Raw genomic sequence first — 21,229 nt, 5'->3', positions numbered from 1 at the left:
TTATGAGTGCATGGGACACAGCTTTTCAGTCTGGTACCGTGGTATGGGACTGGATTATAGCTATCTATCTATTTCTCGCGGGGATGTCGGCGGGTGCCGTAATGATCTCCATTTACCTAAAACGTAAGGTCATTGAAGGCGATCCTGCTCATAATGGTGTGTTAAAGGCGACCGCTTTTCTTGCGCCATTTGGGATCATTTCAGGCCTACTGATCTTGGTTTTCCACCTGACAAAACCGTTATCCTTTTGGAAGATCATGATCTTCTATAATCCGACGTCTGTGATGTCGATGGGTGTGATCTTATTCCAAGTGTATATGGTGATCTTATTTCTTTGGATCGGCATTATATTTAGAGATCAAATCGTCGTATTTTTAAATGACCAAACATGGTTAAAAGGACGACTCGATTTCGTCGGTAACTGGATTGGCAAATTAGAAGTGTTTGAGAGTGCTTTGGAAATATTCTTAGCTGTTCTTGCTCTAATGCTTGCCGCTTATACCGGATTCTTGCTTTCAGCTTTAAATACCTTCCCACTGTTGAATAACCCAGTGTTGCCGATTTTGTTCTTATTCTCGAGCTTATCTTCGGGAGCGGCGGCGTGTATTTTATTTGGTGTGTTGGTCTTTAAAGAATCACCTCATAGCCCGAGTATTTCATGGATCCATGGGTTCGAACGTCCGGTCGTGATGTTTGAGTTGTTTGTTCTGATTACTTTCTTTACTGGGCTTATCTTCGCTGGTGGTCAAAGTGAGCAAGCCGTATGGAACGCCATCGGCAGTGGTTTCTGGGCGAGTTGGTTCTGGTATGGAGTTATCGGTGTTGGCATGGTTTTACCGTTGTTGCTGAATGCCGTTACACCAACCTCGATCCGCCATAGCTCGGTGTATATTTTCTCGGTGACTTCACTAAGCCTAATGGGCGTATTAATGCTGCGAACTTTTGTCCTTTATGCAGGGCAGTTAACGATAGCTTAATTTCGCTCAAGTTTATTAGTGAGCAGATGTTGGATACTAAATATCTGCTTATTAATGAACATGTTCTTAATAAACATGAGATGGGTGTTCAGATCGGCTCTGCTCAAGCGGAGCCTTATTGAGGTGATATGGTCGGTTCTTTGGGGCTGTTTAGTTTGGTGTTGGTTGCTGTACTCAGCAGCATTATTGGTGTGCATTCGTTTTACCAAATGCTAAATAAACGGACGCAAAATCTAGGTTTAATCCGCAGTTTCTCTCTTTCAAGCGCGCTGTTTTCTCTCACTTCTGTCGCGTTGCTTGGCTATGCCTTTATCAGTGATGACTTCTCTATCTTATATGTAGCTGAGCATTCAAATACTCAATTACCCTCATTTTTTAAGTTAGCAGCCGTATGGGCAGGCCATGAAGGCTCCTTGTTATTTTGGGTACTGACACTCAGCGTCTGGTCTGCCGTTATCGCCTTACAAAAACAGTATTCGAATGAATACCAAAGCCGAGTGCTATGGGTGATGAATCTACTGCTCGCGATATTTGCTTGGTTCACCTTATTCGCATCAAATCCGTTTGAAATGAACACGACATTGCCGCTAGAAGGGCGTGACCTTAACCCAATGCTGCAAGATGTCGGTCTGATTTTTCACCCTCCATTGCTTTACCTTGGCTATGTCGGCTTTTCTGTGGTGCTGGCATTTGCTGTCGCGGCTTTGCTTGTTGATCCTATTGAGTTTGATTGGGTTGCCCATTGTCGCAGTTGGTGTTTAGTTGCTTGGATCTTTTTAACTGCAGGGATCATTCTTGGTTCTTGGTGGGCGTATTACGAATTAGGTTGGGGCGGCTGGTGGTTCTGGGATCCGGTTGAAAATGCCAGCTTGTTGCCGTGGCTTACTTCGACCGCTTTACTGCACAGCCTAGGCGTTGCTAAGGGCAAACAACAGTTACTGAAATGGTCTCTCAGTCTCGCTTTCATTACGTTTTGTTTGAGTATCTTAGGCACCTTCATTGTTCGTTCTGGTGTACTCACATCGGTACACGCTTTTGCCGTCGACCCAACCAAAGGTATCGCACTGCTTCTTATATTAGTTCTGGTACTGGTGAGTTCATTTTCTCTGCTTATCGTCAGAGGGGAATCTTTTGAATCAAGCCCGATTACCAGCTTCGCCAGCAAAAGCTTTTTGAGCTTAGTTGCGGTACTCATCTTTGTATTGGCCACAATCGTGGTTGTGTTCGGCACGTTTTATCCCATGATATTTGAACTGCTTGGACTGGGAAATATCTCGGTCGGTGCGCCTTACTTTAACCTCTTGATTGCACCTTTGGCTTTGCTTGCGTTGGCTGTCGTCGGCCTTGCCCCATTGCTGAGTATTAAGCCTCAAGCATCGAAAGGCGTTATTACGTTGATCGCTCTAGCATCTATTGGTCTCGGGTTCGCCTGTTACGTTTTGCAAGTAGAGAAGATTCAAGTGATGGCTCTGATGACATGGTCACTCGCATTTTGGGTTTTACTCACTCATGTGTATGGCTTGGTGGTAACACGCAGTTCCAAGTTCCAACGCAAAGTCTGGGTGATGACCTTTGCCCATGTTGGGGTTTCAGTGTTAGCGGTAGGTGCCGCGATGAATAGCTACCACTCGTTTGAGCGCAGCTATAAGTTAAGCCCGGGTGTAGAAGTCGAATTCATGGATTGGACGCTTTCTCATCGTGATACGGAGTTGTATGTCGCTTCAAACTTTACTGCAGAAAAAGCGATACTCAGCCTAGAGTCTGGCGAGCAGTGCTTTCCTATTTCGCCGGAAAGAAGACACTACCAAGTTCGAGTTATGAACATGAGTGAGCCCGCAATGAAATGGTTCTGGCATGGTGATGTTTATATCACCATGGGCGAGAAAGTCGATTCCACCGCTTACGCATTTCGTGTTCAGTATAAGGCGTATGCGCGCTGGATCTGGTTTGGTGGGCTGTTCTCCATTATCGGCGCTTTGCTCTCATTGACTCATCGTAAAAAGAAAACCGTTAAGGCGTCACAGTATGCATAACAGCGTTCGTAACAAGCTAATTACTCTAATTGCCTTAGCATTGATTGTGGTGCTGGGATTTGTCTTTGCGCTTGATAATAAGCAGCAATCGACCATGGTGTCTGAACAACAAAGGGCATTTCCAGAATTTACATCGAGTGCGTTAGTGAATAGTGAAGGCGTCAGTGGTCAGCAGGACATTACGCTCACTGATGTCACGCAACATCCTTATCAACTTGTTAATGTGTGGGCTTCTTGGTGCGGGATATGTAAAACCGAACACGCATTTTTGCTTCAACTTCACGATAAAGGTATTCCAATCGTCGGGCTCAATTATCGAGATAACTCTGGGGCTGCGATTAACGTGTTATCGAACGATGGCAACCCGTACTCAACCGTGATCAGTGACCCTCAAGGCAAGTTAGCGTTAGAGTTGGGCGTAATCGGCACACCTGAAACGTATTTGGTTGATGCCAATGGCCAGATCATTAAGAAGCTATTGGGCGTTATTAATGAAACGGTATGGAAAGATGAGCTTGCGATGTATTTTGATGGTGTGAATGGATGATGAAGTCTCTAATACAAACGTTGTTTATGCTGTCAGCGCTTTTAGTGATTAGCCTTCCGACTATGGCTGAAGATCTTTTTACTGCCAGTAATAAAGAGACGAGTATTCAAGTTGAACTGTTTGAGTTTGATAATCCAGAACAACAGCAACGTGCTATCAGCTTGGCGAAAACGTTACGCTGCCCACAATGTCAAAACCAAAATCTGATTGAATCCAACTCACCAATAGCAAAAGACTTACGTCTTGTTGTGTTCAATATGGTGAAAGCAGGGAAGAGTAATAGTGAAATTACTCAATATATGACGGAAAGATTTGGTGAGTTTGTACTTTATAAACCGGCAATGACGGCTTCAAATCTATTACTTTGGTTGCTACCGAGCCTATTACTTCTCTTATTTATATATTTATCAGTAAAAAGTGTTAGGAAGAGCTCATAAAAATTGTGTATTACTGTTTACCAACTGACCTGTATTTTGTAACATTAACCGATTATAAAGGCTAAGCACTGCTATATAAGGATGTATCTGTGGATAACGTAATCTCAAATTTAAAGAAAGAGTTCCATACTCATGTCCGATCTGATAAATGGGCAGAAAAATACAGTGCAAAGTCGAGCATTTCTACGCTTACTCAAGAAGAGTTAACCGAATTAGAGAACGCTTGGGTTCAGCTTGTCATCTGGAAGCAAACTCAAGTAAGTTGATCGTTCTGTAAAAAATCGTAGTCTTAGCCGCAACTGATTAATTTATAACCCCATGTTGGTCATCCCAATGTGGGGTTTTTTCTTATGTGAAAAATAATTGTTATATTATAACAATTTGTACGAGGTCGACCTTGAAAAAAATTGTTAACAGCCTCATAGTGTCTATCATTAGATAGTTAGCTACAAAATATTGCCTAGACATATAATGTAGTGTTGTTAAATACATCGAATTTTCAAGTGAGTATAGCTATGGCGGAAGTGCGTGCCAGAATAGATTTCAAAGTAGGGGTAACAAGCAGTATAGATGCTGAACTTCTGTCTTTTCATGGATTGAAAACAGATAAAGAGCATGTTGCTGTGATATTTAAATCAGCAGACAAGACACAAGACATACCTCTTGTTCGTATGCACTCTGAGTGCCTGACTGGTGATGTTTTCCATTCTTCTCGCTGTGACTGTGGCGAGCAGTTAGACGAAACCATTAGAATTATGGGTGAGACGGGTGGGGTGATCCTTTATCTTCGCCAAGAAGGTCGTGGTATTGGCTTGTACAACAAAATCGATGCGTACCGTCTGCAAAGCGAAGGCATGAACACCTATGAAGCCAACAACCACCTAGGTTTTGGCGATGATCTACGCGATTTTACTGAAGCTGCTGAAATGCTACGCGCCTTAGGTACTACAAAAATCCGCTTAGTCACCAACAACCCTAAGAAGATCAATGAGCTAAAATCTTTTGGTATTGAGATTGAAGAAGTGGTGAATACCTCTGCTCATATCAAATCGGGTAATGAAAGCTACCTGAAGGCAAAAGTCTCACACGGTAAGCATAATCTGGATATCTGATTAGCCTCTTTGTTACGCTTAACATAAAAATGTTTAAAGACCTCACATATGTGAGGTTTTTTTGTATTTATCTTGCAATAAAATTGTAAGTTTGTATTATTTCAATCCGTAGTGCAAATGATAATGGTTTGCACTATTACTACGAATAATAATTTAAAGCTCAACAAGGATGCTTCATGACCATTAAATCTTTAGTGACAAAAGCCGTAACTTCGTCACTCATTTTTGCCTCTGCTTCTTCTTTCGCAGCAGTAACTCAAGATCAAGTTGTAGAACATTACGCAGATATTGCGCATGCAGTGTTTGCAGATTCAGTAATTACAGCAAAAGCGTTGAACTCTTCTATTGATACCTTCTTAGCTTCTCCTTCTGCTGGCAACTTCGAACAAGTAAAACAAGCTTGGCTTGAGTCTCGCGTACCATACCAACAGTCAGAAGTTTTCCGCTTCGGCAACGCTGTTGTTGATGATTGGGAAGGCCAACTGAACGCATGGCCACTAGATGAAGGCCTGATTGATTATGTTTCGACTGATTACCAATATGAACTTGGTAACGAAGGCGCTAGCGCAAACATCGTGGCTAACAAGACTTTCCAAATTGGTCAGACTACCGTTGATGCAACCAACATCACCCCTGAGCTAATCGCAGACTTGAACGAGATCGGTGGTTCTGAAGCGAACGTAGCGTCTGGCTACCACGCAATTGAATTCCTACTTTGGGGCCAAGATTTAAACGGTACAAACAGCGGTGCAGGTGAGCGTGCTTACACTGATTTCGTTGTTGGCGCTGAGTGTACTAACGGCAACTGTGACCGTCGTGGCGCATACCTAAAAGCATCTGCTGAGCTACTTATCCAAGACCTAGAATGGATGGAAAAGCAGTGGGCTGAAGGCGAGAAAGGCAACTACCGTCAAGAGCTTCTTTCAGAATCTAGCGAGAATGGTCTTCGTAAAATGCTGTTTGGCATGGGTTCACTGTCTCTAGGTGAGCTAGCGGGTGAGCGTATGAAGGTTGCACTAGAAGCAAACTCTACTGAAGACGAGCACGATTGTTTCTCTGATAACACGCACAACTCTCACTACTACAACGAGCAAGGCATCTACAACGTTTACACGGGTCTATACAAGCGTGAAGACGGTACTCTGCTTTCCGGCCCAAGCCTGTTCGACCTAGTAGAGCAAAAAGATGAGCAAGCTGCGAAAGAGATTCAAAAGCAGTTTGACCTAGCACGTGCACAAGTAGGCGAATTAGTAACGTCTGCAGAGAAAAACAACCAGCACTTCGATCAGCTAATCGCTGCTGACAACGCTGCGGGTAATGCACTAGTAAACAAAACAATTGTTGCGCTAGTGTTTCAAACAGCGGCTATTGAGCGTGCTGCGGGTGTGATTGGCATTGATAGCCTAAACCCAGACACAGCGGATCATGAGTTCTAAGAACCCGAGCCGACACAAATGTAAGGGCTCTGATTGAGCCCTTAATTGTTTGATCCTCAAGAAAGCCACACCCACATAAAAACTAAAATCAAAAACACAGCAAGGCAATGTATGAAGTCGTATCTCTCAGCCTCACTATTAACCGCACTGTTTTTCGTATCTCCATTACACGCTCATGAAACCTACTCTGGCGGCAAAACGACCGTGAAGAAAGAAGGAGCGAACGCTTTTTCCCTTCCCGCAGCCAATCTACCAATGAGTAAGCGCTTGGATTTCAGCGTAGGTAATAGCTTCTTTAGAAACCCTTGGGTTCCTGCACCGTCATCAACCGATGCTCGTGATGGGTTAGGACCACTATTTAATACTAACGGCTGTCAAAACTGCCACATCAAAGATGGTCGTGGTCACGCGCCAGAAGAAGGAGATGAGAACGCAGTATCCATGTTGGTTCGTTTAAGCATTCCGGCTGAAACGCCTGAGCAGCGACAAGCCTTCATTCGAGATGGTGGAATTCCAGAGCCGACGTACGGCGGTCAGCTACAAGATTTTGCGCTTCAAGGTGTAAAACCAGAGGGCAAAGTGAACATTAGCTACACGGATGTTCCTGTTGAATTCAAAGACGGCACCGTCGTTACTCTGCGTAAACCCACTTTAAATATTACTGAACTTGCTTTCGGCGAGATGCATCCTAAGACCGAGTTTTCAGCTCGAGTGGCGCCGCCAATGATTGGTCTTGGTCTGCTTGAAAGTATCCCACAAGAAACGATTCTAGGATTTGCAGAGCAGCAATTTGCTGACAAGCAAGGTGTGTCGGGTAAAGCTAACTATGTTCTTGATGTTCAAACCAATGAAATGGCGCTAGGTCGTTTTGGTTGGAAAGCCGGGCAGCCAAACTTAATGCAGCAAAACGCGGCGGCATTTAACGGTGACTTAGGCCTGACAAGCCGCTTATTTCCGAATGAAAACTGCACATCAGCGCAATCAACCTGTGATGATTTTCCAAATGGTGGCGAGCCAGAAGTCAGTGACAATATCTTAGATTTTGTTGAGTTCTATTCGCAGCATCTCGCAGTACCTATTCGTCGTAATGTCGATAGCCCAGCTGTCGTACAAGGTAAAAAGCTGTTTAAAGACGCTGGTTGTCAAAGTTGTCACCAAGCTGAATTCCGCACGGCTGAGCGTGAAGGTCTGTCTGCATTATCTAATCAGTTAATTAGCCCATATACCGACATGTTGCTACACGACATGGGTGAAGGCTTAGCGGACAATCGCCCTGAGTATCTTGCGAATGGCCAAGAATGGCGTACAACACCTTTATGGGGATTAGGCTATACCAAAGAAGTGAATGGTCACACCTTCTTACTTCATGATGGTCGTGCGAGAAATGTTATGGAAGCTGTGCTTTGGCATGGTGGTGAAGCAGAAATGGCGAAACAAAACGTTTTAGCTCTTAGTAGCAGCGAGCGTGAAGCGCTATTGGCGTTCTTAAACTCGTTATAGGCTGAGTTGAATTCAGTTTAGTTAACGGCTAGTGACTTAAGAAAGCCGCTATCAAACCACTTAGCACCGCTGAACTTGTAGCAATACGAGGCCAGCGGTCGTTTCGTATTTAATGAACTCATATAATTAAAAGAAAAATTAGGAAGTAAGGTAACAGCATGACACATAAATTTTTGTTAATGCCTTTGTCGGCATTAATTATGGCAGGCTGCCAATCATCGGGTGAGCAAGCCGCTTCATCTGAGGTTAACGGTGTGTATTATCAAGCAGACACGACCGACCACATCAGTCGCAGTGTCTATCAACAAGAGTTTGATTCAGCGGTGCTATTCGCGAAGCAATCGAGCGAATTAGAAGCTCTGATGCAAGGTTACTGTGAAACGGATAACGTTGAGTTAGACGCTTTGAAAGATCAATGGCAGATCACAATGAACAGCTGGATGGCACTACAAGGCCAAGAAAGAGGCCCAACAGCAGCGCTTGAAGAGAGCTGGAATGTTCAATTCTGGCCAGACAAAAAGAACACGACGGGTCTTAAGATGCGTCAGCTAACTCAGCAGAACAAAGCTTGGACTCAAGACGAAATCGCGCAGCAGAGTGTGACCGTTCAAGGGCTAGGTGCGTTGGAATGGTCGCTTTATGACGAGCAATCGCCACTGCTTCAAGATAAAGCGCTAGGTTGCCAATCATCACAAGCGATTACTGAAAACTTAGCGATTAAGTCATCTTCGATTGCACAGGCATGGCAGGTTAACCCTTGGCTAGCGCTAGACGAGACTCGCTGGGAGTCTGAATACATCGCTTTATTGACCAACCAACTTGATTACAGCATGAAAAAACTGAGTCGTCCGATGGCTAAAATTGGTCATCCACGCCCTTACTTCTCGGAATCATGGCGCGCTCAAACCTCAATGACTCAGCTGAAATCGAACGTAGCGGCGCTAGAGAAATTGTACTTAGCAGATGGTAATGGTCTTGATGGTTTATTGAGAGAAAAGGGCTTAAATGACCTTGCCGATCGTGTAGCTGCCCAGTTCACGCTAACCTTAGATACTTGGCCTACAGACTCTAGCTTGTTTACTCTATTACAGAGCAAAGAGGGCTACCGAGAGGTGCTGACTCAATACAACAAACTAGAACGTTTGAAGTACCTGATTCATGAAGAAGTAGCGATAGAGCTTGGCGTGGTAATAGGATTTAATGCTACCGATGGTGACTGATAATACGAAAAGATCGTTACTCAAGGCTGCACTGGGTTGTGCAGCTGTTCCATTGCTTCCGTTTGGGTGTGCGACTCGAAAGGATGGGGTGAGTGCGTCGAACGATCCCCAACTGATTGGCTGTGCGCTTAATGGTCGTGGTCAATATTCTGCAGTTGTGGCTGACGAATTTGGCATGCCACTGAGCCAACTTCCCATCCCCAATCGTGGCCATGGCGTCGCGATTTGCCCAACCTCATCGCATGCGGTGGTTTTTGCTCGTCGTCCTGGTGACTATTTTATGGTGTTTGACTATAAAAACGGTCAGCAGATCAAAATGGTCGTCAAAGGTAACAACCGCCACTTCTATGGTCATGGGGTTTACTCATTAGATGGCAAGTTACTGTATGCCACCGAAGGGAAAACCGACACCAGCCAAGGCGTGATTGGCGTTTACGATGTCGCGCAAGGCTATCGTAAGGTCGAAGAGTTCACTGGTTTCGGTATCGGCCCACATGAAGTGATCATCATGCCGGATGGTAATCTCGCGATCGGCGTTGGTGGCGTTCATACTGATGGTAGAACACCGAAAAACCTCGATTCGATGCTGCCGAGCTTGAGTTATGTTTCTCCTGAAGGTGTGTTACTTGATCAGGTTGAATTGTTGGATAAGAAGCTGAGCATTCGACATTTAGCCCATGATGGTGCTGAAACGGTACTTTGTGGCCAGCAATATCGTGCTGAACCAGATGAGTATCCTTCGCTATTGGCGATGCATACTAAAGGCGGCCAGTTTGAATCACTGAACGCAGAGCCTGAGCAATGGGCAAGGTTCAATCACTATATCGCCAGTATTGCGGCGTCAGACGATTGGATTATTGCGACTTCGCCAAGAGGCAATTGCTACGGTATTTGGTCGAAAGAGACCAAAGAATTAGTAGAACTGTCTGCATTATCTGACGCTTCTGGTGCTGTGCTGTTTGATGGTGAGTTTCGATTAAGCTCTGGGGCGGGCAGTGTGGTTAGCCAGCGCAAGCCTTATGAGAAATCAACTCAGCAATCATCGGTCCAGTGGGATAATCACTGGAGTGCAATTTGATTCATAAATCCCTTAAAAAATAACATGCTTACTCCCGTTTCTTTGCCATACTTATGGAATTGTTGGTGACGGAGTTAAGCATGTTAGCAAAATACTTCTGTGGATTATTGGTGTTAGTTTCCGTGCATGCATGGAGCTATGCGAGTTCTGACGAGAGCCGTTTCATTCCGGCGGAATCAGAACTCTCTTTCATGCTTATATATCCAGAGCTCACACAGAGTATCTATCAAGACACTTCTCTGCCTATCCTTTGGGATTCTCCTGAGCTGGTTAAAGCGTTTGAGTTCCAATTGTCGCTTCTTGAACAAGCGCAAATGGCACCACTCTTCGAGCGACAACTCAAGCAAATCCGTCACTATCAATCCCATGCTCAATGGCAAGAGTTGGACATATTACTTACCGATACTTTTATCTACTACCTGAGCTACGTTGAAAATGCGCCGCTTGCCGGTAAAGATTGGTACTTCTCGGGCAAGTTGCATTCCAAATTACCTGCGCCTTCTCCGCATATTCTGATGAGCTTAAAAAGCAGCGTTGCCAATGATTACTTATTGGAGATGGTGTTGTCTTACGCGCCGCCTGTTGGGGATTTTGACCAATTCAAAGCAACCTATTCGGTGTTAGAAACCGCCTCTGAACTCAATATTGAACGATATAGACAGAAAGGTTTGAAGCGCTTGGGTGACGAGCTTTCAGACAAGACGGTTCTTGTTGAGCGCATTGCTTTGGTTGGTGTTGATACCTCGATGATCGCGGTCGATTTTCCCAAGTTCGATCGAGATCTGCAAAAGGCGATTAAATCTTTCCAACGCATGCACGGTCTTACGGATGATGGGATCATCGGGCCAGACACGATCAAATGGATCAATATGGGCTTTGATGATCGACTTACTTCCCTAGCATTGAACGCCGAGCGTGCCCGCTTATGGCCAAGAAATAGAGACTCACTGATTGTGGTGAATGTACCTAGTTTTGATATGAAGTATTGGGAAGATGGGGAAGAGGTTTTTGAATCTAAAGTTGTGGTTGGGAGAAAATCGAGAAAAACACCACTCTTAGAGATAAAGCTTGATTCGGTTATCTTAAATCCGACTTGGAACGTGCCATGGAAAATCATGGTTAAAGATATCTTGCCTAAAGTAAAAGCCGACGAGAGTTATCTTGAAACACACAATTTTCAAGTGATCGATGGTTGGCGTTCGATGGAAACTGTCGATACTACCGAGATAGATTGGCAAACGATTAACTTTAACTCTTTTCCTTATCGAATGCGCCAGCAAGCAGGCTCTAGTAACGCATTGGGTTTGTATAAGTTCAATACGCCCAACAAGCGAGCCATCTATCTCCATGACACCCCAAGTAAAAGCTTGTTTAACGATGACTTCCGCGCCTATAGCTCTGGTTGTATTCGTGTTGAGCATGCCGAGGAACTCGCGGAGTTGTTATTTGCGACTAAGGTAAAGAAAGTGCCGAATCAGGATGATGAACTTGCGCCCAATACTAAGGTTCGTCTCAAGAAGCGAATTCCAGTGCATATCATTTATCAAACCGTGTTGTTTGAAGAAGGAGGCATACAATACCGCGGTGATATCTACCAATATGATAAAGAGGGCGGTTGATTGAAATATGGTCAAGAAAGGTGATCTTGACTGAAAAATGACAACCAAGCTTCTATTGATAAAATTATAATGAGTATCAATAACTAACCGTGCAAAGGTTACAAATACTAACGTTTTGCACGGTTTTTGTACGTTGACGCAGCAAATTCCATTATGTATCGTGCATTTTTCGTTCGATCTAATTGGTTTTTTTGCTGTATGTCTCAAAGTTTATTTTCACGCCGTCAGTTTCTGACTTACGCTGGTGGTACTGCTGTAGTCGCCTCTCTTACTCCTTCTATCGCTTTCGCTTCATACCCGGATCAACCAAGAACGATTAGCATGAACAATCTTCACACTGGTGAACGATTAGAGACTTGTTATTTCGATGGCACTAACTATGTTGGTGACGAGATGGCACGCCTTAGCAAACTGTGCCGTGACTTCCGCCGCAATGAGATTCATCCAATGGATAAGAACCTGTTTGATCAGATCACTCAGATTCAAAATGTACTGGGTATTCAAAAAGAAGTTCAAATCATCTCTGGCTACCGCTCTCCAGCAACCAACGAAGCGTTGCGCTCTAAGTCGAGTGGTGTCGCTAAAAAGAGCTATCACATGCTTGGTAAAGCGATCGATTTTCGTATCGATGGTGTTGATTTAAAGGAACTGAGAGACGTAGCTAAAAGTCTGCAAGCAGGTGGTGTTGGTTATTACGCTCGTAGTAACTTCATCCACATTGATACTGGTCCAGTTCGCAGCTGGTAGAGCTAAGCTGAGTTATTGAGTGATACGGTAGGCACTTGTCAAAGTAGACATCCAATGTCATAGTTTGCCCAAATTTCAGTTTGTTCTAATAATTCGGTTTATTGCTGCTCAGTTTGTTGCTGTTTAGTTTGTTATTGTTGGGTTTGTTGCCAATAACATAGCGATATTCGAGTTGTTCACCAGATTCGCTCTTTAAGGTTTGTATATGTCTCTTAAGTATCAAGTTGTACCTGTTACCTCTTTTTCTCAGAACTGCTCGATTGTGTGGTGTGATGAAACCATGGAAGGCATCGTTGTCGATCCGGGCGGTGATGTTCAACAACTCGCGGCTATCATTGAAGAACTCGGTGTTAAGGTTGTGAACTTGGTACTGACGCACGGTCACTTAGATCATGTTGGCGGTACGGTACCACTTGCTGAGATCTTGAAGGTTGAAATTGTGGGCCCGCATAAGGCAGACAACTTCTGGCTACAAGGTCTAGAGAATCAAAGTCAGATGTTTGGTTTCCCACTGTGTAAAGCTTTTGAACCAAACACTTGGTTAGAAGAGGGCGACAAAGTCACTTTTGGTAATCAAGTGATTGATGTGATTCACACGCCGGGCCACACGCCAGGTCACGTTGTACTGTTCAGTGAGCAAGCTCGTTTAGCGTTTGTGGGTGATGTGTTGTTTAACGGCGCAATTGGCCGTACTGACTTCCCACAAGGTGACTTCAATACGCTTATCGCTTCAATCAAGACTAAGCTTTGGCCACTAGGCAGTGACGTAACATTCGTTCCGGGCCATGGTCCTGAATCGACATTCGGTCGCGAGCGTGCATCAAACCCGTTCGTCGCAGATGAAATGCCTCTGTACTAATTAAATCTTTGATTTTCCAACCGATTATTTGTGTCGATTGATTGAAAATGAAGCTTAGCTTTTGTCCTGAAAGCTAAGCTTTTTTATTGTGTGTGAACTTACTGGTAAACCTTCATCAGAAAGACGTTCAGCGGCAGCCAAGTAGCGTCGAGCCAGCCCCACAAACTCTTCTCCACTCATATTCAAATCATGGGTTGATATGAAAATGTCATAACCGTGGAAGCCCCTTTGATATTTCATTCTGTTGGCAAGCATCGCCTGCAATCCAGAATAGTTTTTAATCACCGCGTTTGGACTGTTTGTCTCATTCGGTGAATCAAGGTTGTCCTGTGATTGGTTATCGTTGAAATTTACGTTGTCGGTATTCTGCGACTCTTTGTATTGGCTTAGTTCGACACAGCCACTTTCAGTACAACGCGCATGGTAATGCGATGAGTCGAGAACCATATCCTCAAAGTTGGACTCTTTGCCTGCTTGTTTGGCTCCTAAGTACAAAAGTGCTCGTTGGCTGAGCAATAATTCACAAGTTATTTTAGGGCAAATCGAATCGAGGTAGGGCGAGTAATCTTTTACTTTAATTCCGACCCAGGGCAGAGGTTGATGCCAACCATCTTGTTCATAAGTGCAAAGACCAATTTTTTGGATGTTACTCCATTTTAAAACCCAACCCCCTTTGTAAAAGTGCTGCTGAAAATGAGTCGGGGTAAGTGTGAACATCACTCGGCTGCGCAGCATCAAATAGTAGCCAGTTCCCAGAAGCGCAATACTGCAAAAAGCACCCACGATCAGTAACTTTGGATTGTCACTGTAGAGCGAAACGATCAAGCAAATGAAGCCTAAAATAATGGCGAGGATACGGTACGAGCGAGTGAATGAAGGCAAAGAGAAATTACTAAGGTGACGAGTGTCCATAGGTAACACCAAGTTTTCATATTTTTGTCTGGATGGATAACCAGTGTATATGACCCTGAATTGATAAGTCGATGTTTAAATAATAGACGCTAGTAGACAATATCGGTATTTTTCGTCGACTTTCGACGCTTCACTCTACAAATAGCTCCTGTTTTTTGGTATAAATCGCGCTTCAAATTTTCACCACTGCGAAAAGAGCAGTGAACTGGAGAAATATTCAATGAGACTTGCTCATAAGCGTAAGGTGCAGGCTAAACTGCAGAAACGCACTAAAGCGGCTGTAGTTAAAGCAGTGGCAACGCCGAAAAAAGCGAAGCCTGTCGCAGAGAAAGTTGTAGCAGAAAAAACTGTAGCAGCAAAACCAGCGGTAGAGAAATCAGTAGCAGCAACTAAAGAAGTTGCAGTAGCACTGACTCCTAAGCAACAACAAGTTCTAGACATCGTTGTTAGCAATGCTGAAGGCATTAACCCTAAAGGTATCGGCCTAGAAGCTGGTCAAGAAGACGCGAAAGCAGCTTCATGGGCAACAGGCGCATTGAAAAAACTTCTTGAAGAAAACCTAGTAGCGAAAGAGCAGCTAGCAGGTAACAAGGTTATCTACAAAGCTATCTAATCCTGTGGGATTACATTCGCTTCGTTAAGTTTTTAAGCCTCGATTTTCGAGGCTTTTTTGTATCTGGCACATTATGCCAAGTCCGAGCCCAAATCCAAGCCTAAACCTAGGCTCTATAATCTCAATTCCAATTCGATATACGGCTTAACTGATTAGTGTTGTCTCGTGTCAGTGCTTCGAATCAGCAAGCACTAAATTAGGGCGTTAGCTAGGTAGATCAAGAGAGCAAAGCCTTGATTTTTTCCCCTAAAATACAGCAATGAATAGAGCTTCATCACGAAATGGCAATCAATTGTTAAGAGTATTTAATTATTAATACTTAGGTATTTATCAATACGCATTGCCTTGGTGAATATCCAAACTCCTTTGAAATCGACACTATTCAATCATCTCCTACGTAGTTCTACTTAATCCTTTGGTCTAATACGTAACTTTGTTAACGCCATGCGTGCGTGCTCTCCCTGATATCTTGTTGCCTCATCACGGTGCACTCTTATGTTGAATCATAAAAAATGCTCATAGAAAGAGTGTTAACCCAACAAAGGACGTGAACATGAGTCTCATTTCTAACTCCCTCACACGAGTTTTTAAAAACGTTGCAGTAACTGCTGCGGCTTGTTTAGCTTTGGTCGCTACTGGTGCTACAGCCGCTGATAAGGTTTACCGTTTAAAACTTGCGGAAACTTGGGGACCAAACTTCCCAGTTTTCGGTGATGCAACCAAAAACATGGCGGCGATGGCTGAGAAGATGTCGAATGGTCGACTGCAAATCAGAATCGATTCAGCAAACAAACACAAAGCACCTCTTGGCGTTTTTGACATGGTTAAGTCTGGTCAATACGACATGGGTCACTCAGGCTCTTACTACTGGAAAGGTAAAGTTCCAAACACTCTTTACTTCACTTCTATGCCTTTCGGTATGACGCCAGCAGAACAATACGCGTGGTTCTATCACGGTGGTGGTATGGAGTTAATGGAGCAGGTTTACTCTCCACATAACTTGATGTCTTTCCCTGGTGGTAACACGGATATCCAGATGGGGGGTTGGTTTCAAAAAGAGATCAACAGCGTTGAAGATCTACAAGGTCTGAAAATGCGAATCCCGGGCTTTGCAGGCGAGATTCTTGCTGAGCTAGGTGCTAAACCGACGAACATTGCCCCAGGTGAACTTTACACGTCTCTAGAGCGTCGCACGATTGATGCACTAGAGTGGGTAGGTCCATCGCTGGATTTACGAATGGGCTTCCACAAAATCGCGCCTTACTACTACACAGGTTGGCACGAGCCGGGTTCAGAGCTTCAATTCCTAGTGAACAAGCGTACATGGAACAAGCTGCCTGAAGACCTACAAGAAATCTTACGTGTTGCAATGCGTACTGCGGCTTACGACATGTACACACAAGCAACGCACGAAAGTGGTAAGAACTGGGTTTCAATGAAGACAGAATACCCAGATGTACAAGTGAAAGATTTCCCACCAGAGGTTATGTCTGCTCTGAAAGAAGCGAACGATCGCCTACTGGCTGCACATGCTGAGAAAGATGAGCTAGCAAAAGAGATTCAAGCTTCACAAGCAAGCTACCTAGAGCAAGTACGTTCATGGACGGATATTTCACATAGAGCTTATCTAAATAGCCAAGCGAAATAATCGACAGTTGTTGAACTGAATCTAAATGAACCCGAAGCTTTTCTTATTGAGTATTTAAGAGTGAATAAGCCGAGGGTTCATTTAAAACATAATAACTAAGCAGGATAAATCCTGTATTACGCTCAAGAACCTTTTCTACGTCCTACAGCTCGTTACCTCAGCTGCGCGATGTCTTTTCAAATTCCATGGAGTCGGGAATGCGAAGTCTAATTTATATTGAACGCCTGTTTAATCGTATCGGTGACGCACTGGGATGGCTTTCCAGTATGTTGTTTATTTTACTTATCGCCAACGTCGTGTATGACGTTGTCATGAGATATGCCTTCAACGATGTCTCTATCGCCTTCCAAGAGATGGAATGGCACCTCTTCTCAGCCGTTTTCCTACTCGGTGTTCCTTATGCCATCAAGGCTGGTGGCCATGTTCGAGTTGACGTGTTCTATGAGCAACTGAGCTTTAAAGCACAAGCGATTATTGACCTGCTTGGCACGCTTATCTTTCTACTTCCGTTTTGCCTGCTGGTGGCTTGGTTTGGTATCGATGTTGCCAAAGAGAGTTATGAACTGGGTGAAACCTCAGGCGATCCCGGTGGCTTGCCATATCGCTGGATCATCAAAGCTATGATCCCGCTGTCATTCTTCTTAATGGCACTCAGTGGCGTAGGTTTAATCCTGCATTCGCTGAACAAGATTTTTAATCCGCACCTTATCCATGCAAACAATACTCATACAAAGAATAAGTAGAGGCTGAACATGATTGGAATAGTAATGTTTTTCGTAGCCTTGTTTGCGCTTTTACTTGGCTTCCCAGTGGCGTTTACCTTTGGTGGTATCGCGTTAATCTTTGGTGTTTGGGCTGAGGGCATTGAAATGTTTGCCTTCATGCCATATCGAATTCAATCCATTATGGAAAACACGGTTCTGATGGCCGTTCCATTGTTTGTTTTTATGGGGCTCGTTCTACAAAAGACCAAGCTTGCTGAGCAGTTGCTTGAGTCTATGGGGCGACTGTTTGGCGGCGTTCGTGGTGGTATCGCGATTTCAACCGTATTAGTAGGTTCACTACTTGCGGCTTCTACTGGCGTGGTTGGTGCTTCTGTTGTTGCTATGGGACTTATCTCCCTACCTGTAATGCTCAAGTACAATTACGACAAAGGCTTAGCCTGCGGCACTATTTGTGCGTCTGGTACGCTAGGGCAGATCATTCCACCCTCCATCGTATTGATTCTATTGGGTGATGTTCTAGGTGTTCCTGTAGGCGACTTGTTCCAAGCGGCGATTTGGCCGGGCGTGATGCTGGTCGGCGCGTACATCGTTTATATCTTGATATACGCAAAGCTACACCCTAAAGCGGCTCAACCTATTGAACGTGATGACTCCATCAGCCGTAAGCAGGAAGTGTTTAATGCACTGAAAGCGATTCTTCCGCCTCTAGCGTTAATCATTGTTGTACTGGGCTCTATCTTCGCAGGTGTTGCTACGCCAACAGAGTCAGCCGCATTAGGTGGCGCGGGTGCGATGATACTTGCACTGCTTTACGGTCAATTTAGTTGGTCGATGGTGTACGAGGCGTCGAAAGAGACGGTGAAAGTAACGGCGATGGTATTTGCTATCTTGTTGGGTGCAACGGCATTCTCAATGGCGTTTACCTACACTGGTGGCGACTATCTGGTTGAAGAGTGGATGCTACAACTGCCAGGTGAAAAATGGGGCTTCCTGATCATTACCATGCTGGTGATTCTGATTCTGGGTTTCTTCATCGACTTCGTAGAGATCTGTTTCATCATCGTGCCGATCATTGCGCCAGTTGCTGAACTGATGGGCATCAACATGACATGGTTCGCTATCCTTATTGCGATGAACCTACAAACTTCCTTCTTAACGCCGCCATTTGGTTTTAGTTTGTTCTATTTAAAAGGCGTAGCACCGAAAGGCGTGACGACTAAGGACATCTACCGAGGTGTGATGCCGTTCATTCTGATTCAAATCCTCGTACTTGGATCACTTCTCGCTTTCCCATCTTTCTATGGAATGTGAGTGAAGCCAAGAATGTGAATGATATGTTTCAACGGCTATCGATAAATTGCTAAAGTAAAACGGCTTATTGATGTTCAGTAAGCCGTTTTTTGTGAGGGAAAGGAATGCCTCTAAAAGCCAAGCTGATTTTGCTGACGTTGCTCCCGTTGCTGCTGGTAACGGCGAGTATTAGTTGGATCTCGCTGCACCAGACTAAGACGTTAGGCGCTAAAGAAGTCGAGATCTTTAGAGACAGCCTAATCAAGTCGCGTGAAAACGCCCTCAAAGACACGGTTGATCTCGCGTTCGACGCCATAGAACACGTCTATAACGATCCAAATATCCAAGAAGCCCAAGCCAAAAAAAAAGTTCGAACCATATTGTCTAAACTTAGATATGGCTCTGACGGGTACTTCTTCGCATACGATCGCCTCGGGACCAACTTGGTTCATCCAATTCAGCCAGAATTGATAGGCCAAAACCTACTCCAACTGCAAGATGAAGATGGCGATTTTCTGATAGAGGCTCTGTTAAGAGAAGCGCAAACCGGAGGCGGGTTTCACCAGTATTTGTGGCAAAAGCCTTCGACGGGTGAGGTGGTGTCTAAGCTGAGCTACGCCGCTTGGTTAGAGCGTTGGGACTGGATGATTGGCACCGGCTTGTATATTGAAGACGTACACCAAGAAGTGGCTTCGATGCAGGCTGCGATTAACAACAATATTGAAACCACGTTCTTTTCGATTGTGGTGATTTTGAGCGTAACGGTCGCGGTCATCATCGTGCTGACCTTGGCTATTAACATGCATGAACATCGGATTGCTGATAACAACCTAAAGGAACTGGCGCATAAGACGGTGATGTTCCAAGAAGACGAGAAGAAGCATCTAGCGCGTGAGTTGCATGATGGTATTAACCAATTATTAGTGTCGAGTCGTTGCCATTTGGAACTGCTCGGTAATAAGCTACAAAATGAAGACCTTAAAGCACATTTGAATAAGTCGCAGCATTCACTGATGCGAGCGATCGAAGAAGTGAGGCACATCTCGCATCAACTTCGTCCAAGTTCATTGGATGACATAGGCTTAGAAGCGGCATTGTCTTCATTACTGTTAGATTTTCAGGCGCACTCGGGCATAGAAGTCGAGACCATGTTTGCTACTCAACCTGGTAAGTTAAAGTCAGAGGCGGCGACGACCCTATATCGAGTCGTGCAAGAGTCGCTGAATAATATCGAGAAACATGCACAAGCGACCAAAGTAACGGTTATCGCTCAGCAAATTGGTAATGTGTTGCAACTACTGATTCAAGATAACGGTGTCGGTTTCAACACCTATAAAGCGATGGAAAAACGAGGGATCGGGCTGCGTAACATGAGAGAGCGAGTGGAGTTCATCGGTGGTGACTTTGAATTGATGAGTGAGATTGGCCTCGGAACGGAAATTACAGTGTTACTGACACTAGAGGGATTAATGAATGAGTGAAGTTATTCGAGTTGTGATTGCTGATGATCACCAAGTGGTACTGGATGGCTTTATGGCGAGATTGGAACTCGAGCCAGATATTAGCGTGATAGGTACGGCCAGCAATGGACTAGAAGCCGTAGAGGTCGTTAAGTCTCTGCGCCCTGATGTGGTGTTGATGGATATCAGCATGCCTATCATGAATGGCATTGATGCCACCCATCTGATTAAAGAAGAAGACTCAGAAGCCAAGGTCCTGATGCTGACCATGCATAACAACCGTGAATACATCATGAAGGTGATGCAGTCGGGTGCTGTCGGTTACATGTTGAAAGAGATTTCGGCTGAAAAAATGGTACAGGCAATCAAAACGGTCAATCAAGGATCGACCTATTTCTGTGAAAAAGTGACTCAAAACTTGTTCACCCAGCCAATTACTCCGACGCCATCGGTGAAGAATCCACTGAGTCGACGTGAGGAAGCTGTACTGAAATTAGTGGCGAAAGGCGAGAGCAGTAAAGAGGTGGCGAAGGCGCTGAATATTAGCTATCGAACTGTCGAAACCCATCGACAAAACATTAAGCATAAACTCGACATTCACTCTACCGCAGAGCTTGCCAAGTACGCTGTCAATTGTGGGCTTGTGGATTGATCTTTCCTTTGAAGTAAATAGTCAGCTCAAAGCAAGCCTATGAGTCTTAATGGTGCATAGGTTAGGTGATTATGATTGCTTATGTGCCTAAGCTTATTGCTAGGTTTACGAACTGAAAATCAATTGGTTAAGCACCAAAATGCTTTGAGTTAAAAGTATTTTTGATAAAAAGGTCGACAGGGTCGACCTTTTTATCGTCATAAACTTGAGTAATTACGTGAATATTGTTTGAAATTCCATCGAACCGATTCTAGTTTACTGAAAACAACAAGTTAACCTGCTAAACTTCAGACATCCAAGTATTTGAATTATTGTGACAACAGCTTGTACTACTTGGATCGTAGGTTCGAGTTTGTAATTAAGT

The 21,229-nt window shown here is 44.4% G+C and carries 19 protein-coding genes and 1 pseudogene; 19 read left to right on the top strand and 1 reads right to left on the bottom strand.

Annotated elements, in window-relative coordinates; all coding sequences use genetic code 11:
- Positions 1-2: 2 nt before the first annotated feature.
- From nrfD to AB4371_RS09370, 13 genes are all read left to right on the top strand, one after another.
- The gene (nrfD, locus tag AB4371_RS09430) at positions 3-977 is read left to right on the top strand and encodes a cytochrome c nitrite reductase subunit NrfD (protein ID WP_372149520.1); all 975 of its coding nucleotides are present in this window, start codon (positions 3-5) and stop codon (positions 975-977) included.
- Between the two features lie 128 nt (positions 978-1,105).
- Positions 1,106-3,010, top strand: coding sequence for a heme lyase CcmF/NrfE family subunit (locus AB4371_RS09425; RefSeq protein WP_372149518.1), 1,905 nt, complete (start codon positions 1,106-1,108; stop codon positions 3,008-3,010).
- Positions 3,003-3,557, top strand: coding sequence for a DsbE family thiol:disulfide interchange protein (locus AB4371_RS09420; protein ID WP_372149516.1), 555 nt, complete (start codon positions 3,003-3,005; stop codon positions 3,555-3,557). The genes AB4371_RS09425 and AB4371_RS09420 overlap by 8 nt, the downstream gene beginning before the upstream one ends.
- Entirely contained in the window at positions 3,554-3,994 is a 441-nt protein-coding gene (nrfF, locus tag AB4371_RS09415) for a heme lyase NrfEFG subunit NrfF (protein ID WP_017060981.1), read from the top strand. Before AB4371_RS09420 ends, nrfF begins: the two co-directional genes overlap by 4 nt.
- 89 nt (positions 3,995-4,083) lie before the next feature.
- A complete protein-coding gene (locus tag AB4371_RS09410) occupies positions 4,084-4,260 on the top strand; it encodes a hypothetical protein (RefSeq protein WP_017063565.1) in 177 nt (58 codons plus the stop codon).
- Between the two features lie 249 nt (positions 4,261-4,509).
- The gene (gene ribA, locus AB4371_RS09405) at positions 4,510-5,106 is read left to right on the top strand and encodes a GTP cyclohydrolase II (protein ID WP_009848836.1); all 597 of its coding nucleotides are present in this window, start codon (positions 4,510-4,512) and stop codon (positions 5,104-5,106) included.
- Positions 5,107-5,282: 176 nt separating this feature from the next.
- On the top strand, positions 5,283-6,542 hold the full coding sequence (locus AB4371_RS09400; RefSeq protein WP_372149514.1) for an imelysin family protein: 1,260 nt from the start codon (positions 5,283-5,285) through the stop codon (positions 6,540-6,542).
- Positions 6,543-6,653: 111 nt separating this feature from the next.
- Positions 6,654-8,042, top strand: coding sequence for a di-heme oxidoredictase family protein (locus AB4371_RS09395; protein ID WP_372149512.1), 1,389 nt, complete (start codon positions 6,654-6,656; stop codon positions 8,040-8,042).
- Between the two features lie 158 nt (positions 8,043-8,200).
- Positions 8,201-9,262, top strand: a complete 1,062-nt coding sequence (locus AB4371_RS09390) for an imelysin family protein (protein WP_372149511.1) — start codon at positions 8,201-8,203, stop codon at positions 9,260-9,262.
- The gene (locus AB4371_RS09385) at positions 9,252-10,340 is read left to right on the top strand and encodes a DUF1513 domain-containing protein (protein WP_372149509.1); all 1,089 of its coding nucleotides are present in this window, start codon (positions 9,252-9,254) and stop codon (positions 10,338-10,340) included. The genes AB4371_RS09390 and AB4371_RS09385 overlap by 11 nt, the downstream gene beginning before the upstream one ends.
- An 80-nt stretch (positions 10,341-10,420) precedes the next feature.
- Entirely contained in the window at positions 10,421-11,959 is a 1,539-nt protein-coding gene (locus tag AB4371_RS09380; RefSeq protein WP_017066831.1) for a murein L,D-transpeptidase, read from the top strand.
- Positions 11,960-12,157: 198 nt separating this feature from the next.
- Entirely contained in the window at positions 12,158-12,706 is a 549-nt protein-coding gene (locus tag AB4371_RS09375) for a YcbK family protein (RefSeq protein ID WP_017060953.1), read from the top strand.
- Positions 12,707-12,911: 205 nt separating this feature from the next.
- On the top strand, positions 12,912-13,565 hold the full coding sequence (locus AB4371_RS09370; RefSeq protein ID WP_017060954.1) for an MBL fold metallo-hydrolase: 654 nt from the start codon (positions 12,912-12,914) through the stop codon (positions 13,563-13,565).
- Between the two features lie 114 nt (positions 13,566-13,679).
- Here AB4371_RS09370 and AB4371_RS09365 read toward each other — a convergent pair.
- Positions 13,680-14,477, bottom strand: a pseudogene (locus AB4371_RS09365) (DUF2982 domain-containing protein); the annotation flags it as partial.
- Positions 14,478-14,697: 220 nt separating this feature from the next.
- On the opposite strand from AB4371_RS09365, the gene AB4371_RS09360 reads away from it, so the two are divergent.
- From AB4371_RS09360 to AB4371_RS09335, 6 genes are all read left to right on the top strand, one after another.
- Entirely contained in the window at positions 14,698-15,090 is a 393-nt protein-coding gene (locus tag AB4371_RS09360) for a hypothetical protein (RefSeq protein ID WP_017063571.1), read from the top strand.
- A 553-nt stretch (positions 15,091-15,643) separates the two neighbouring features.
- Positions 15,644-16,738, top strand: coding sequence for a TRAP transporter substrate-binding protein (locus tag AB4371_RS09355; RefSeq protein ID WP_017060957.1), 1,095 nt, complete (start codon positions 15,644-15,646; stop codon positions 16,736-16,738).
- 197 nt (positions 16,739-16,935) lie between these two features.
- On the top strand, positions 16,936-17,481 hold the full coding sequence (locus AB4371_RS09350; RefSeq protein ID WP_372106116.1) for a TRAP transporter small permease subunit: 546 nt from the start codon (positions 16,936-16,938) through the stop codon (positions 17,479-17,481).
- A gap of 9 nt (positions 17,482-17,490) precedes the next feature.
- Complete coding sequence (locus AB4371_RS09345; RefSeq protein ID WP_372149507.1) at positions 17,491-18,774, top strand: TRAP transporter large permease subunit; 1,284 nt, start codon at positions 17,491-17,493, stop codon at positions 18,772-18,774.
- Positions 18,775-18,878: 104 nt separating this feature from the next.
- Entirely contained in the window at positions 18,879-20,234 is a 1,356-nt protein-coding gene (locus tag AB4371_RS09340) for a cache domain-containing protein (RefSeq protein WP_372149505.1), read from the top strand.
- On the top strand, positions 20,227-20,865 hold the full coding sequence (locus AB4371_RS09335; protein WP_372149504.1) for a response regulator: 639 nt from the start codon (positions 20,227-20,229) through the stop codon (positions 20,863-20,865). The genes AB4371_RS09340 and AB4371_RS09335 overlap by 8 nt, the downstream gene beginning before the upstream one ends.
- Positions 20,866-21,229: the final 364 nt, after the last annotated feature.

The organism is Vibrio sp. 10N.261.51.A3, from assembly GCF_041471965.1.
Taxonomy (GTDB): domain Bacteria; phylum Pseudomonadota; class Gammaproteobacteria; order Enterobacterales; family Vibrionaceae; genus Vibrio; species Vibrio crassostreae_C.
The sequence above is the reverse complement of the archived record's forward strand: the minus strand, read 5'-3'. Positions and strand labels throughout refer to the sequence as shown.